The sequence below is a fragment of the Cupriavidus sp. GW823-FHT06D04 genome (assembly GCF_058795055.1).
This window is the reverse complement of sequence record NZ_JBXAHL010000006.1, coordinates 198,280-212,626: the sequence shown is the minus strand read 5'-3', so window position 1 is coordinate 212,626 and position 14,347 is coordinate 198,280. Positions and strand designations below refer to the sequence as shown.

At 68.4% G+C, this 14,347-nt stretch carries 12 protein-coding genes; 7 read left to right on the top strand and 5 right to left on the bottom strand.

Annotation, left to right across the window (positions count from 1 at the left end; all coding sequences use genetic code 11):
* Positions 1-2 precede the first annotated feature (2 nt).
* Positions 3-1,655, top strand: coding sequence for an AMP-binding protein (locus AC1Q7H_RS11755; protein WP_013952735.1), 1,653 nt, complete (start codon positions 3-5; stop codon positions 1,653-1,655).
* Between the two features lie 149 nt (positions 1,656-1,804).
* Positions 1,805-2,536, top strand: a complete 732-nt coding sequence (locus tag AC1Q7H_RS11750; RefSeq protein ID WP_013952736.1) for a BON domain-containing protein — start codon at positions 1,805-1,807, stop codon at positions 2,534-2,536.
* Positions 2,537-2,554: 18 nt separating this feature from the next.
* On the opposite strand, the gene AC1Q7H_RS11745 is transcribed toward AC1Q7H_RS11750, so the two are convergent.
* Positions 2,555-3,637: a GlxA family transcriptional regulator gene (locus AC1Q7H_RS11745; protein ID WP_211981210.1), complete on the bottom strand. Its 1,083-nt coding sequence runs from the start codon at positions 3,635-3,637 to the stop codon at positions 2,555-2,557.
* 185 nt (positions 3,638-3,822) lie between these two features.
* On the opposite strand from AC1Q7H_RS11745, the gene AC1Q7H_RS11740 reads away from it, so the two are divergent.
* Together AC1Q7H_RS11740 and AC1Q7H_RS11735 are read left to right on the top strand one after the other, a co-directional pair.
* On the top strand, positions 3,823-5,082 hold the full coding sequence (locus AC1Q7H_RS11740) for a M20/M25/M40 family metallo-hydrolase (protein WP_211981212.1): 1,260 nt from the start codon (positions 3,823-3,825) through the stop codon (positions 5,080-5,082).
* Positions 5,083-5,204: 122 nt separating this feature from the next.
* Complete coding sequence (locus tag AC1Q7H_RS11735) at positions 5,205-5,468, top strand: hypothetical protein (protein WP_013952739.1); 264 nt, start codon at positions 5,205-5,207, stop codon at positions 5,466-5,468.
* A 25-nt stretch (positions 5,469-5,493) separates the two neighbouring features.
* Here the strand turns inward: AC1Q7H_RS11735 and AC1Q7H_RS11730 are convergent, their stop codons facing one another.
* Together AC1Q7H_RS11730 and AC1Q7H_RS11725 are read right to left on the bottom strand one after the other, a co-directional pair.
* A complete protein-coding gene (locus AC1Q7H_RS11730; protein WP_211981213.1) occupies positions 5,494-7,071 on the bottom strand; it encodes a phospholipase D family protein in 1,578 nt (525 codons plus the stop codon).
* 175 nt (positions 7,072-7,246) lie between these two features.
* Complete coding sequence (locus tag AC1Q7H_RS11725; RefSeq protein ID WP_013952741.1) at positions 7,247-8,287, bottom strand: ABC transporter substrate-binding protein; 1,041 nt, start codon at positions 8,285-8,287, stop codon at positions 7,247-7,249.
* Between the two features lie 542 nt (positions 8,288-8,829).
* Between AC1Q7H_RS11725 and AC1Q7H_RS11720 the strand changes: the two genes are divergently transcribed.
* Entirely contained in the window at positions 8,830-9,828 is a 999-nt protein-coding gene (locus AC1Q7H_RS11720) for an isopenicillin N synthase family dioxygenase (RefSeq protein ID WP_153953936.1), read from the top strand.
* 75 nt (positions 9,829-9,903) lie between these two features.
* On the opposite strand, the gene AC1Q7H_RS11715 is transcribed toward AC1Q7H_RS11720, so the two are convergent.
* Positions 9,904-10,488 (bottom strand): superoxide dismutase family protein, encoded by a 585-nt coding sequence (locus AC1Q7H_RS11715; RefSeq protein ID WP_492377994.1) that lies wholly within the window; start codon positions 10,486-10,488, stop codon positions 9,904-9,906.
* Between the two features lie 118 nt (positions 10,489-10,606).
* A complete protein-coding gene (locus tag AC1Q7H_RS11710) occupies positions 10,607-11,542 on the bottom strand; it encodes a LysR family transcriptional regulator (protein WP_041228611.1) in 936 nt (311 codons plus the stop codon).
* A 387-nt stretch (positions 11,543-11,929) separates the two neighbouring features.
* Between AC1Q7H_RS11710 and AC1Q7H_RS11705 the strand changes: the two genes are divergently transcribed.
* Both AC1Q7H_RS11705 and AC1Q7H_RS11700 read left to right on the top strand, forming a co-directional pair.
* Complete coding sequence (locus AC1Q7H_RS11705) at positions 11,930-12,895, top strand: alpha/beta hydrolase (protein ID WP_013952746.1); 966 nt, start codon at positions 11,930-11,932, stop codon at positions 12,893-12,895.
* A gap of 183 nt (positions 12,896-13,078) precedes the next feature.
* On the top strand, positions 13,079-14,329 hold the full coding sequence (locus tag AC1Q7H_RS11700) for an efflux RND transporter periplasmic adaptor subunit (protein ID WP_153953933.1): 1,251 nt from the start codon (positions 13,079-13,081) through the stop codon (positions 14,327-14,329).
* The last annotated feature ends 18 nt before the right edge of the window (positions 14,330-14,347 follow it).

Sequence of the window (14,347 nt, the reverse complement as noted above, 5' to 3'; positions counted from 1 at the left end):
CCATGCGCGACTACGCCCAAGCCTTCGACGGATTTTCCTATGACGACGCCGTGGCACGGCAGCTGCACGGCAGCCTCGAGGCAATGAACGCCTGCGTCGAATGCTGCGACCGGCACGCGCTGCCCGGCCGTATCGCGCTGTTCTGGGAAGGGCGCGACGGCAATTCGCGCAGCTGGACCTTTACCGAGCTGCAGGCACTGTCCGCGCAGTTTGCCGGTTTCCTGAAGGCGCAGGGCGTGCAGCCGGGCGACCGCGTGGCGGGCCTGCTGCCGCGCAATGCGGAACTGCTGGTGACGATTCTCGGCACCTGGCGCGCCGGCGCGGTGTACCAGCCGCTGTTCACGGCCTTCGGCCCCAAGGCCATCGAGCACCGGCTCAATGCGTCCGGCGCGAAGATAGTGGTCACCGATGGCGCCAACCGCCCCAAGCTGGATGACGTGGATGGCTGTCCCGCCATCGTCACCGTGGCCGGCGACAAGGGCCGCGGCCTGGTGCGCGGCGACTTCAGCTTCTGGGCCGAGCTGGAACGCCAGCCGGCGTCGTTCGAGCCGGTGCCGCGCCGGGGCGACGACCCCTTCCTGATGATGTTCACCTCCGGCACCACCGGCCCGGCCAAGCCGCTGCTGGTGCCGCTCAAGGCCATCGCCGCGTTTGCCGGCTATATGCGCGACGCGGTCGACCTGCGCGCGGAAGATGCTTTCTGGAACCTGGCCGATCCGGGCTGGGCCTACGGCCTGTATTACGCGGTCACGGGCCCGCTGGCGCTGGGCCATCCCACCACCTTTTATGATGGCCCGTTCACCGTGGAGAGCACATGCCGTGTGATCCGCAAGTACGGCATCACCAACCTGGCCGGCTCGCCCACGGCATACCGGCTGCTGATCGCCGCGGGCGAGGCCGTGTCAGGCCCGCTGCGCGGGCGGCTGCGCGCCGTCAGCAGCGCGGGCGAGCCGCTCAACCCGGAAGTGATCCGCTGGTTCGCCAGCGAACTGGGCGTGACCATCCACGACCACTACGGCCAGACCGAGCTGGGCATGGTGCTGTGCAACCACCATGCGCTGGCGCATCCGGTGCGCATGGGCGCGGCCGGCTTTGCCAGCCCTGGGCACCGCGTGGTGGTGGTGGACGATGAACAGCGTGAACTGCCGCCGGGCCAGCCGGGCACGCTGGCGCTGGACCTGAAGCGCTCGCCGATGTGCTGGTTCGGCGGCTATCACGGCACGTCCACCAGCGGGTTTGCCGGCGGCTACTACCTGACCGGCGATTCCGCCGAGCTGAACGACGACGGCAGCATCAGCTTCATCGGCCGGGCCGACGACGTCATCACCACCTCGGGCTACCGCGTGGGCCCGTTCGACGTGGAAAGCGCGCTGATCGAACACCCGGCCGTGGTCGAGGCCGCGGTGATCGGCAAGCCCGATCCGGAGCGCACCGAGCTGATCAAGGCCTTTGTCGTGCTGGACCCGCAATATCGCGCCGCGCCGGAACTGGCCGAGGCGCTGCGCCAGCACGTGCGCAAGCGCCTGGCCGCCCATGCCTACCCGCGCGAGATCGAGTTCGTCGCCGAACTGCCCAAGACCCCCAGCGGCAAGGTCCAGCGCTTTATCCTGCGCAACCAGGAAGTGGCCCGTGCGCGCGAGGCAGCCGCTGCCTGAGAGCCGAGCCGTTCCCGGACCGCTTCCTATAATGAGGAAGCGGTTGCCAGGGCCCCGGGGGTGAAGGAGCCTGCGGCGCCGCGCCAGGCGCGCCTGCAGGCAGGGGCGCGCGTCTTCCATCTCCAGACCAATCGGGCGAGGCGAACAAAATGCAGAGTAGCGAAGCGGTGCTGACGCAGGCGCGCGCAGCCTTGGCGCATGTGCCTTATCAGGGTCATGTCCTCCATCCTACCATCCAGTTGCGGCTTTCCGACGGCGCGCTGATCCTGGAAGGCGAGGTGGCCGATATCGTCGACAAGACCCGGGCCGCGGCGACGGTGCGGCGCGTGGACGGCGTAACCAGCGTGATTGATCACCTGCGCGTGGCCGACGGCGGCATGCAGGTCGGCGACGGCGAACTGCGCGACGCGGTGTGCGAGCGCCTGCTCAATGCCATCGATTTCCGCAATTGCAAGATCTGCGCGCGCGTCAAGGGCAAGCCCGAGGCCATGCGCGAAGCCGTGGGCGAACGCAGCGGCTGGATTGAAGTGGAAGTGCACGACGGCGTGGTAACGCTGTGGGGGCAGGTGATCAGCCTGTCGCACATGCGCCTGGCAGGGGTGCTGGCCTGGTGGTCGCGCGGCTGCCGCTGCGTGGTCAATGAACTGGTGGTGGCGCCCGCCGAAGCCGACCGCGACGATGAAATCACCGAGGCACTGATGCTGGTGCTGGAGACCGATCCCTTCGTCGATGCCGGCCAGGTCAGCGTGCATACCGAGAACCGCGTGGTGACGCTGGAAGGCTGCGTCACCAGCGAGGACACGCGGCGCCAGGCCGAGCGCGACGCATGGTACGTGCAGGGCGTGGAGAACGTGGTCAACCACATCGCCTTGCGCACCTGAGCGCTGCCCTGGGCGCGGTCACTCCCCGGTGCCGCGCCGTACCGCCGCATCTTCCATGCGCCAGTAGCGTCGCCGCGCCCGCAGCGCAAAGCGGGCGCGATAGTCTGACATTGACATGCCCGTGGTGCGCTGGAACAGCCGCCGGAACGCAGCGGCGTCGCTGTAGCCACAGGCTTCGGCAATGCCCTGCGTGCCGTGCAGCGTGACTTCCAGCAGCATGCGCGCGCGTTCCACGCGCAGGGTGTGCAGGTAGTCCAGAGGGCTCAGCCCGGTGACCTGACGGAAATGCCGCAGCAGCGTGCGTTCGCTGACCGCGGCCGCCTGGGCCACCGCGGCCAGCTTGTAGGGCTCGGACACATGTTTCTGCAGCCATTGGATGGCGCGATACACCGGGCTGTCGGCGGTGCGGCTGAGCCAGCGTTGCGACACCAGCGCCGGCACGCTGCGCTGGCGCTCGGGCTGGAACAGCATCAGCCGCGACGCCGCCTGTGCCAGGTCCGGGTCGTGCAGGTGGCCCAGCACGCGCAGCATGAATTCCACCTGCAGCGCCGGCGCCACGCACGAGAACACACGCTGGTGCACGCTCATGGCTTGGTCGCTGCCCAGGTCGCAATGCGGATACTGGCGCATCATCCAGCTCTGGTACATCCACGGCGCGCCGGTCCTGGCGCCGTCGAGCAGCCCCAGCTGCAGCGGAAAGACCATCCCCGACGAACACGCCGCGATCCAGCCGCCGGCCTGCGCATGGCGTTCCACCAGGCGCAGCGCCGCGGCATCGCGCTGCACGATCTCGCCCAGCTGCAGCGCATTGCTGGCCAGCAGGGCCGGGATCACCAGCAGCGTGCGGCGGTCCGCGGCCCGTGCGCGCCGGGTGGAGGACACCAGCCCCGGCAGGTCCGCCGCCAGCGTGCGCCCGTTGCTGCCGCACAGCTGCCAGCTCAGCGTGGGCGCGGCGTCGGGCCGCTGCAGGCTGGCGACGCCGGCCACGGTGCGGAGCACGTCGAGCGTGGTGAACAGGCTGCCCGGCATGGCTTGCGGCAGCCATAGCAGGCGGACATGCAGCGGGATGTTCTGTGACGGCTGCTCGATGGCGGCTGGCATGCCTGGGGGCGTGGTCGGGTGCATGGCGCGAGGAGTTGGCAGGATGCCGTGGCGGGATCGGCATCCGGATTGGCGATATTGATCCTCCCCTAAGGTTCTGGCAAGGGCTAGCATCGTGCAGTTGTGCCGTGGCGCTGCCCGTGCGCCGGGGCATGGCACCAACAAGACCAATCCGAGGAGATTCCATGCCGTTTTCCGTTCGCCACGTTGCCGTTGCCGCCGCCCTGACGCTTGCCGGGGCCGGCACCCTGGCCAGTGCCGCCCAGCCCGACGCCGCGCTGCTGTCCGCCGCGCAGTCGGCCCAGCCCGCGCTGGTGCAGTCGCTCAAGGAGATGGTGACGATCGAATCCGGCAGCGCCAACGCGAAGGGGCTGGCGCAGATGGCCGGCTATACCGAGAAGCGCCTGAAGGCGCTGGGCGCGAAGGTTGAACGCATGCCGGTCACCAAGGGCCCGGGCACCATGGTCAAGGCCACCTTCACCGGTACCGGCAAGCGCCGCATCATGCTGATCGCCCACATGGACACGGTGTACCCGGAAAACACGCTGGCCACGCAGCCCATCCGCGAGGAAGGCAACCGGCTCTACGGGCCGGGCATTGCCGACGACAAGGGCGGCATCGCCGTGATCCTGCATTCGCTGGAGATCCTGAAGAACCAGGGCTGGCGCGACTACGCGCAGATCACGGTGCTGTTCAACCCTGACGAAGAGGTCGGCTCGGTCGGCTCCGGCGAAGCCATTGACGCGCTGGCCGCGCAGCACGACGTAGTGCTGTCGTGCGAGCCCACCGCGGCCAAGGATGTGGTCAAGGCCGAGTCGCTGCTGCTGGGTGCCTCTGGCACCGCCACTGCCACCATGCAGGTCAAGGGCCGCGCATCCCACGCCGGCGCCGCGCCGGAGCGCGGCCGCAATGCGCTGATCGAACTCGCCCACCAGCTGCAGCAGACGCGCGACACCGCCAGCCAGGTGCCGGGCTCGCAGCTGAATTGGACCCAGGCGCAGGCCGGCACGGTGCGCAACCAGATCCCGGAAAGCGCTGTCGCCTACGGCGATGTGCGCACCACCGCGGCCGGCGCTGCCGAGAAGCTGAAGGTGGCGCTGCAGGAAAAGGCCAAGTCCAGCCAGCTGGTGCCGGAGACGCAGACCACGGTGACGATGGAAGAGGGCCGCCCGCCGTTCGTGGCCGACGCGCGCGGCCGCGCGCTGGCCAAGCGCGCGCAAGAGATCTACGCCGAGCTGGACGGCCGCACGCTGGCCCTGGCCGAAGGCACCGGCGGCGCCACTGACGCCAGCTATGCCGCGCGCTCGGGCAAGCCCGCGGTGGTGGAAAGCTTTGGGCTGGCCGGCTTCGGCTATCACGCCCGCGACGAGTACATCGAACTGGACTCGATCGTGCCGCGCCTGTACCTGATGACCCGCATCCTGCAGGATATCGGGCGCAACTGAGGCGGTGCCGCCAGGCCTGCGCTGCCAGCGCCTGGTTGCCTCTCCCGGCAAGCCTGCTACAGTGTCATGGCTGCCCGCATGCGGCGGCCATGACAAAAGAGAGATTGCAGGGGGAGACGGAGATGAACCGCAAAGGCTTGCTGGACGCGGCCACGGCACTGGAAGACCTGGCCGCCGGCCGCACGCCCGAACCCGCGCAGGTGGCCGCCGGCGCCGCCGCGCTGGAAAAAATCCATGCCGATTATCCAGCCTGGCGTGACGTTGGCGATGCCTTGTTTGGCCTTAAGGCGCTTGCCGGCGGCAGCGGCATGGCGCTGGACACCAAGGGGCGCCAGCGCGCCGGCCGGCTGGCCGATGTGGTGCGCAGCCTGCTCGACCAGATCTGACGGGCCGCGCTCCCGGGTACCCGTTCTACAGCATCGACTCGATCGGCAGAATCGACATGAACCAGATGCTTAGCCGGCGCCACCAGCTGGTGTTCGGCTCGGTGTCGTGGCGGATGACTTCATCGTCGCGCCGTTCCAGCCAGTACAGCTTGCCGGTTTCATCTAGCCTGACCTGGTAGGCCGCGCTCGGCACCACGCTGGCAAAGGTGGATTCGATCCGGCCAGCCAGCTCCGGGCTGTCGATGACGAAGCCCAGTTCGGTGTTGATGGTGGCCGAGCGCGGGTCGAAATTGAACGAGCCCACGAAGACCCGGGTGCCGTCGACGGCAAAGGTCTTGGCGTGCAGGCTGGAGCCCGAGCTGCCGAAGGGGCCGGCGCGCTCTTCCTTCTTGCCGGGCGCGGCCGAGCGCCGCAGCTCATACAGGTCCACGCCGGCTTCCAGCAGCGCCTTGCGCCGCTTGGCATAGCCCGAATGCACGGCGGCCACGTCGGTGGCTTCCAGCGCATTGGTCAGCACGCGCACCGCCACGCCGCGCTTTGCCATATCGGCGAAATAGGACGTGCCGCCCGTCGATGGCACGAAGTAGGGCGAGACCAGGTCAAGCTCGCGCTGCGGGTCGCCCAGGATTTCACGCAGCTGGTGCGCCACCATGGTGTCGCGCGACGCCTCGCCGAGCGCCTTGGCGGGGTTGTCGCTGACCATGCGCGTTGTTGCCCACTGGAACTGCAGCGTGCCGTTCAGCATCCGCTGCACGTCGGGCAGGTCGCGCACTGCGGCGAGGTAGGCGGTGGCAGCCGGATTCTGCTCGACGGCGCGGGCATTGCTGGCCAGCGCCTGCAGCCGTTCCACGCTGACGGGCGGCACCAGCCGGTCCACCGGGTAGGCCGACGCACTGGACCAGTAGCGGTCGAAATCGTGCGCCACGTCGCCGGCGGCGGGGCCCACGGCGATCACGTCGAGGTCGGCAAACAGCACGCCATTGGTGGCGCCGAAGTATTCGTCGCCGACATTGCGCCCGCCGATGATGGTGGCGACGCCATCGGCGGTGAAGGACTTGTTGTGCATGCGCCGGTTCAGGCGCCGGAAATCCGTCAGGAAATTGAGCGTCTTGGGGTGGCGGATCACGAACGGGTTGAAGATCCGCACCTCGACCTGCGGATGCGCGTCCATGGCCGCCAGCAATTCGTCCAGGCCGGCGATGCCGTTGTCGTCCAGCAGCAGGCGCACGCGCACGCCGCGGTCGGCGGCTTCATGCAACGTTTCCAGCAACAGGGTGCCGGTCAGGTCGTCGCGCCAGATGTAGTACTGCACGTCGAGCGTGCGCTGCGCGGTGCGTGCCAGATGCACGCGCGCCGCAAAGGCGGCGTAGGCATTCTCGAGCGGATGGATGCCGCTCAGGCCCGGATGGCGCGTCACTTCGCCGGCCACCGCCTGGCCCAGCGGCGTGGCCTGGGATTCGGCAGGCGTAAGCGCAGAGGATTCAGTGCGGTGATCCAGCGGCGGCAAGGCGCAGCCGCCGAGCAGGGCAGCGCAGCACAGCAGCAGCGAATTGGCGCGCAGGCGGCGGTGGGGGGCGAACGCGGCGTCTGTCGGCGATGGCATGACGGGTCCTTGCGGACCCCTCGCGGGGTCCTGATCGTTACGGCAATTCCGTCATGTTGCCATGCCGCGCGGGCGGCGGGCTTAATTACGCACCGGGAGCGTGAAGTGGCGGGGCGCCACCGGGCTCCGGCGCATCGCTCAGGCCAGGGACGGGATAGACACGGGCGTGCTCTCCTTACGCCTTGAGGCGGCGGTCCGACGGCGCGGGCAGGAACTGGTCAGTCCAGATGTCCGCCACCGTCAGCGGCGCCTTGATGCCGAAGGCGCCGACGGTTTCATCCAGCGTTGCCTGCAGCCGTGCCGGCGTGGCCGCGCCCCAGCCGTCGCGCCGGGTGTCGGGCGTCTTCATGGTGCCGTCGACGATCAGGCGCAGGCGCTCCGTCTCCAGCGCCTGGTCGGCCAGCGGCTCACGCGCCTTGACCGCGGCACCGCCCGCGGCGGGATCGGCAATGGCGTCGAGCCAGCCGCGGGTCGAGGCCTTGACGAAGGCCTTCATCACCTCCGGATCGGATGTCATGCTCTTGCGGTTGGCCACCAGCCCGTTGCCGTAGGACTTCATGCCATAGTCCGAGAAGCGGAACACCGTGATCTTCTCTGGCCCCATGCCGCGCGCCTTCAGGTTCAGCAGGCCGGTGAAGAAAAAATAGGCGGCGGCATCGAAGTCGCCCTTGACGAAGCGCGTGTCGCCGATATCGGGCGTGACGCTCTCCCACTTCACGCCGCCGGGGTCGAAGCCCTGCGCCCTGGCGAAGACAGGGAACAGCTTGCGCGAGGCATTGAACGGCTGGCCCAGGATGGACTTGCCGGCCAGGTCCGCGGGCCTGACGATGCCGCTGCCCTTGCGCACCAGGATCGCGTTCGGATTCAGGTCGTACTGGATGGCCACCGCCTTGAGCGCGGCGGACGGGTTGGTGGTGTTGAATTCGATCATCGCCGCCAGGTCGGCCGAGGCGCAGTCATAGGCGCCGCCCGCGACCAGGCTGATGGCCGAAGCCGAGCCGTTGCCAGTATCGATGGTGACGTCGAGCCCGGCGTCCTTGTAGTAGCCGCGCTGGTGCGCCAGCAGGAACCCCGCGCCCGAGGCTTCCACCTTCCAGCCGAGATTGAACTTGAACTTCTGCAGCGAGCCCGCCGCGCGGACATGGGGCACCGCGAACGGGGCGGCGGCAAGCAGGGCGGTGGCGCCAGTGGCGCGCAGGAAGGAACGGCGACGCATGTCTTTCTCCGGAACGAATGTCACTGGACGATGCGTGCGCGGGCGGCTGGCGCGGGTGCAGAAGGAGAGCGTGGCCTCCCGAGACGCCGGCACCACGCCGCGCCGGCATGCGGCCAGGGCATGCGCGGGGACCGTGCACATCATCGGGAGCAATTTCCGGGCGGCGTGCCGCTGAACGCTTCTACTCCGTTGCGGTTTCAGCAGGATCCGTGCCGGGCGCTGCGCGGCGCCATGCACCAAGCCGTTGCCCGGCATGCGCCATCACAGCGCAATCCCCGGCGCAATGCTGCGATCCCGGTGCAAAACCCCTGGCCCGGAACCTGCATAACCTCAGGCAAGAGTAGAAGCGTTCACCATCCCCGCGGCGCGTCGCAGACGCACGCCGGATGGCCGGGAATTGCTCTTGAAGTCCGTGCCCCTCGCCATCGCGCAGGCTGGCACAGGCGACCTCAGGAGCGCGTTGTCCCGGCGTGCGTTGCCATGGGTGGTCTGCCTGTGCCGGCGAGGGGCCAATCCCTGACCCGCATTGCACAAGGAACACCATGAGCCAACCAGACACCGCCTACGCCCTGGCCGAACTCCACCGCGAATCGCGCATGGGCGCGTTCGGTTCGGAAACCCGCCAGCGCGAGATCCGCCGCATCGACCTGTCCGACTACGCGCGGCGCAAGGCGCAAATCGCCGATGAACTGTGGAAGGCATCGGTCGACGTCGGCTTCTTCCAGATCGCCAACCACGGCATCGACCTGGCCAGGGTGCGCGAAGCCTTCGCCATGACCGAGCACTTCTTCGCGCTGCCCGACGCCGTCAAGGCGCAATACCCGCTGCAGAAGGCCAACAACGCCGGCTGGGAAAGCCGCGCGCAGGTGCGCCCCTCGACCGGCACCCCGGACCAGAAGGAGTCCTACCAGATCACGCGCCCGCATATGGCCGGGCTGTGGCCCGGCGATGACGAACTGGAAGGCTTCCGCGCCACCATGCTTGCCTTCGAGGCGCAATGCTGGGAGGTGGGCATGAAGGTGCTGTCGTGCTTTGCCGGCAAGCTCGGCTTTGCCAGCGACTTCTTCACGCAGGCGCACGATCCGCGGGCGCCGGACTACCAGAGCACGCTACGGCTGCTGCACTACTACGCGATCCCGCCCGAACTGCGCGACAAGCTGGACCTCTGGCGCGCCGGCGCGCATACGGATTTCGATTGCCTGACGCTGCTGTTCCAGCGCCCCGGCCAGGGCGGCCTGCAGGTCTGCCCCGGCAAGGAGATGGAGGCGCAGGCATGGACCCCGATCGAGCCGGACGAGGAAGTCATCACCTGCAATATCGGCGACATGCTGATGCGCTGGAGCGACGACCGGCTGCCGTCGAACTTCCACCGCGTGCGCAATCCCGCGCCGGATGAATACATGGGTCCGCGCTACAGCATGGCGTTCTTCTGCCAGGCCAACCGCAGTGCGATGATCGAAGGGCCCGGCGGCAAGTATCCGCCGATCAGCGCGGGGGATTACCTGCGGCAGCGGGTGAATGCGAATTTCAAGGGGTATTGAGGCAGCGAGTGATTGTCGCTGCCGAGGGAGAACACCGGCGGGCTTGTCAAAGCCCGCCGGCCGTTTGTGACGCGATCACGAAGCCGCCACCACGCCGCAAGCAATCCGCCCGCCCGCATTCCCGGTCGGCTGCGTCTTGTAGTCGTCCGGGTCCTTGTGTACCACCACCGCGCGGCCGATCACGCCGTTGGCGCCCGTGCCAACGGTCAGGTCCGGCAGCAGCATGCTGACGCGCACGTTGCCGTTGGCGTCCGCGGTGACGTTGTTCATGTCGCCGGCGTGGTGGTCGGGCATGGTCATCTGGCCGTGGGGCTTGCCGGTCGGGTTGAAGTGGCCGCCCGCGCTCATCGCGTCAGGCGCCGAGCAGTCGCCCTTCTCATGGACGTGGAAGCCGTGCACCGAGCTGGGCGGCAGGCCGGTGATCGCCGCGGTCATCATCACGCCGCCCGGCTGCTGCTGGAAGTTCACGGTGCCGGCGGTATTGGTGCCGCTCTTGGGCTGGAGCGTGGCCGTCGCCCTAGCGCTGGCGCTGGCGCTGGTGCTGGTGCTGGCGCCGGACGCGCTGGCTGCAGACGAGGAGGTCTTGCCGGAGCCGGCGCAGCCGGCCAGTGCAATGGTCGCTGCAATGCAGGCCGCCAGGGGGGTAAGCACTTGTTTCATCGGACTCCTCTTCTTGTCGTGATTTCGGAAAAAACAGTATAGGCTGGCCGGCGCCAGGCCGATTTCCGGTTTTGTCCTACATACCGCACTAGACTGCGGCCACTAGCCTATCACGCCATCAGGCCGCGACCGCCAGCCGCTGCTGTGCCGCACCAAAGTGCGGGTGGCGCGAGAACAGGTCCGCTGCCCAGTTGACGAACACCCGCACCTTGGCCGACAGGTGCCGGTTCTGCGGATACATCGCCGAGATCGGCAGTTCTTCGGTCTGCCAGTCGGTCATGATCTCCACCAGCCGGCCGCTGGCCACATAGGGCTCGGCCATGGCGCGCGAGACCCGTGCCACGCCGTGGCCTTCCAGCGCGCAGCCCATGTAGACATCGGCATCGTTGGTGGAAATGGCCGATGGCAGCAACACCTCGCTGCGCTCCATGCCGCGCGCCATGGGCCACGGCATCTCACGGCCGGTGCGGTTGGACAGGAAATTGACCGCCTTGTGCTGGGCCAGCTCGGCCAGGTCGTGTGGGGTGCCGAAGCGGTTCAGGTAGATCGGCGAGGCGTAGAACGCCAGTTGCACATGGCCGATGCGGCGGGCCACCATGGATTCCTCGACCGGCGTGCCCACGCGCAGCACCACGTCCACGCCTTCCTGCAGCAGGTCGATCGGCTTGCCGTTGATGGTCAGGTTCAGCTTCAGGTCCGGGTAGGCCTGGAAGAATTCATGCAGGTGGGGCACCAGCACCAGCTGCGCCAGCCCCGCGGTGGTGTCCACCGACAGCGTGCCGCGCGGCGAGTTATTCTGCCGCGTCAGCGACTGCTCGGCCTCCTCGACATCGGCCAGGATGCGCACGCACCGTTCGTAATAGGCCGCGCCGTCGTTGGTCACGCTGATGCGGCGCGTGGTCCGGTGCAGCAGCTTGACGCCCAGGTGGGTTTCCAGGTTCTGGATCAGGCGGGTCAGCGTGGCCTTGGGCAAGTCCATCGATTCCGCGGCGCGCGCAAAGCTGCCGACGTCCACGACCCGGGTGAATGCCTGCATTGATACGAGACGGTCCATGATGAGGTTCCGACGATAGATCCGAACGGCGTGCCGCGCGCGCTCGTGACGCACGTGGCCATGCTGGTTGTTGTTGTGGGGAGTCTGCGGGCTGGCTGGTACTGGGACTGCGCGCTGGCTGGGCGCGGGTTCCGGCATGGATTCTGATCGGGCGCGCACCGGCCTGGCAGACCGCCACGCGTGCCGAGAGCCGCAGTGAATCACAAAATCCAAGACCTTGTCATGCGTGGGGATATGCCGTTTCAGTGGCATGACGAGGCGGTTTGAGATTATTCCAATCCCGGAACAGTGCATTGGCGATCTCTCGCTTTATCCCATCCTCGTCAATCACCATAATCCGTTGCATCGCAACACTCAAGCGCATTGTTTCTTTCGTGCGCCAATGCCATGTCCCAGAAGCCAGGCCAACGCCCTGATGCAGCCAGCGCCGCCACTGCCCCCACGGCAGCCGGGCAGGGGCAGGCGCGCGTGGCCGAGCATACGGTGACCAGCGACGGGCGCGAGATCCTGGTGCGGGTGTGCTACCCGGCGGGCTATCCGGCGCCGGGTGCCGAGGGCGCGCCCCTGCTGCCCTGGCTGGTGTACCTGCATGCCGGCGGCTTTGTCGAAGGCGGCCTGGAACACGCATGCAAGCTGGTGCAGGACCTGGCCACCACGGTGCCGGCGGTGGTGGTAACGCCGGCGTATTCGCTGGCGCCGGACCATCCGTTCCCGGCGGCGCCGGAGGACGCGCACAGCACGGTGCAGTGGGTGCTGCGCAATGCCCGGCGCCTGAAGCTGGACAAGACCCGCTTTGCGCTGGTGGGCGAGGAGGCCGGGGGCAACCTGGCGATCGCGCTGGCGCAGATGCTGCGCGACCGCGGCACCGCGCAACCGCGCGGGCAATGGCTGATCCGCCCGGTGACGGACCCGTGCCTGCAGCATGCCTCTTGCGCGGGGTTCGACGGCGGGCAGGTGCCGATGGACACCCTGCGGCGCTTGGCCGACAACTATCGCGACTACCTGCCGACGCCGGCGGATACGGTGCATCCGTATGCCGCCCCGGCGCTGGCCTCGCGCCTGGCCGGGCTGCCGCCCACGCTGGTCCAGGTGGCTGAATACGACGCGCTGCGTGCCGAGGGCGAAGCCTTCGCCGGGCGCCTGGCCAAGGCCGGTGTGCCGGCCCAGGCCATGATCATGCCCGGCGCCTGCGGCGACGGCGTGGAAGAGGCCCATGACAGCTGTCAGGCATGGGTCGACGAAGGTGCGCGGTTCCTGCGGCGATGTCTGGCCGCGGCCGACGATACCTCATCCCTGACTGAACGCCGCGCTGACGCCAACGCCAGCCGGCCTGGAGCCAAGCCCGCCGGCTGAGCCGCTCCAGACAACCGCCAGCCGGCTCTGTTTCGGCCAGAGCCAGGACCGCCGCAATACGCAAGCGGTCCTAAGTCCGACCATCAGTTTGGCCATGGTTCCGGTCAGCCCACGCGGACCGGCAGGCGGCGTTCGGCCATTTGCTTTTCCGGTTGAAGAAAACCCGATCCAGGAGTTTGAGAAATGCAGCAGCAGAAACGACGTACCCTGATTGCCCTCGCCATCGTCTTGGTGCTGGGCGCCGGCGTGGCCGGCTCGATCCTGCGCCCGTGGCATAGCGGTGAAGCTCATGCCAACACCCCGCCGCCCGCGCCGGCGATTGAAGTGGCCGCTGTGGTCGGCCAGACCATCACCGAGTGGGACGAGTTCTCCGGACGGATCGAGGCCGTGGAGCGCGTAGAGATCCGTCCGCGCGTCGGCGGCACCATTGACGCCGTGCACTTCCGCGAAGGCGCGCTGGTGAAGAAGGGTGATCCGCTCTTCACCATTGACCCGCGTCCTTATGCCGCGGAAGTCGCCCGTGCCGACGCCGCGCTGGCCGCGGCGCAGGTGCGCGCCGCCCACGCGCAGAGCGAACAGACGCGCGCCCAGCGGCTGCTGGATGACAACGCCATCTCGAAGCGCGAGTTCGACGAGCGCATCAACGCGGCCCGCGAAACCGGTGCCAACGTGCGCGCCGCGCAGGCGCAGCTGGAAACCGCACGCCTGAACCTGGCCTACACTCGCATCACCGCGCCGGTGGCCGGGCGCGTGTCGCGCGCCGAGATCACCGTCGGCAACCTGGTGGCACCGGGCGCGGCCTCGCCGGCGCTGACCACGGTGGTATCGGTGTCGCCGGTCTATGCCAGCTTCGAGATCGACGAGCAGAGCTACCTGCGCTACACCGCGCCGGGTGCCGGCGGTGGCCAGCCCAACCTGCCGGTCTACCTGGGCCTGGCCAACGAGGACGGCAATCCGCATGAGGGCAAGATCCAGTCGGTCGACAACCGCCTGGACCCGCGCAGCGGCACCATCCGCGTACGCGCGGTGTTCCAGAACGAAGACGGACGCCTGCTGCCGGGCCTGTACGCCAAGGTCAAGCTGGGCGGCGGCGCGCCGCATGCGGCGGTGCTGGTCAATGACCGCGCCGTCGGCACCGACCAGGGCAAGAAGTTCGTGCTGGTGGTCGACAAGACCAACAAGCTGGTCTACCGCGAAGTGGAACTGGGGCCCAACCATGACGGCCTGCGCGTGGTGCGCAAGGGCCTGAAGCCGGGCGAGACCATCGTCGTCAATGGCCTGCAGCGCGTGCGCCCGGGCGACACGGTCCAGCCCAAGCCGGTGGCCATGGCCTTCCGCAGCGAACTGGAACCGCGCGGCACCACGCCCGACCGCAAGCAGGCCGCCAGCGGCAAGGCCAGTGCCGAAGGCGACGACGGCAAGCCCGTGATCTGATCCCCGGACCCGAGCAAC

Excerpts from the sequence above, each read along its gene's own strand:
- AC1Q7H_RS11755 (WP_013952735.1), top strand. The coding sequence starts at position 3 with ATGCGCGACTACGCCCAAGCCTTCGACGGATTTTCCTATGACGACGCC.
- AC1Q7H_RS11750 (WP_013952736.1), top strand. The coding sequence starts at position 1,805 with ATGCAGAGTAGCGAAGCGGTGCTGACGCAGGCGCGCGCAGCCTTGGCG.
- AC1Q7H_RS11745 (WP_211981210.1), bottom strand. The coding sequence starts at position 3,637 with ATGCCAGCCGCCATCGAGCAGCCGTCACAGAACATCCCGCTGCATGTC.
- AC1Q7H_RS11740 (WP_211981212.1), top strand. The coding sequence starts at position 3,823 with ATGCCGTTTTCCGTTCGCCACGTTGCCGTTGCCGCCGCCCTGACGCTT.
- AC1Q7H_RS11735 (WP_013952739.1), top strand. The coding sequence starts at position 5,205 with ATGAACCGCAAAGGCTTGCTGGACGCGGCCACGGCACTGGAAGACCTG.
- AC1Q7H_RS11730 (WP_211981213.1), bottom strand. The coding sequence starts at position 7,071 with ATGCCATCGCCGACAGACGCCGCGTTCGCCCCCCACCGCCGCCTGCGC.
- AC1Q7H_RS11725 (WP_013952741.1), bottom strand. The coding sequence starts at position 8,287 with ATGCGTCGCCGTTCCTTCCTGCGCGCCACTGGCGCCACCGCCCTGCTT.
- AC1Q7H_RS11720 (WP_153953936.1), top strand. The coding sequence starts at position 8,830 with ATGAGCCAACCAGACACCGCCTACGCCCTGGCCGAACTCCACCGCGAA.
- AC1Q7H_RS11715 (WP_492377994.1), bottom strand. The coding sequence starts at position 10,488 with ATGAAACAAGTGCTTACCCCCCTGGCGGCCTGCATTGCAGCGACCATT.
- AC1Q7H_RS11710 (WP_041228611.1), bottom strand. The coding sequence starts at position 11,542 with ATGGACCGTCTCGTATCAATGCAGGCATTCACCCGGGTCGTGGACGTC.
- AC1Q7H_RS11705 (WP_013952746.1), top strand. The coding sequence starts at position 11,930 with ATGTCCCAGAAGCCAGGCCAACGCCCTGATGCAGCCAGCGCCGCCACT.
- AC1Q7H_RS11700 (WP_153953933.1), top strand. The coding sequence starts at position 13,079 with ATGCAGCAGCAGAAACGACGTACCCTGATTGCCCTCGCCATCGTCTTG.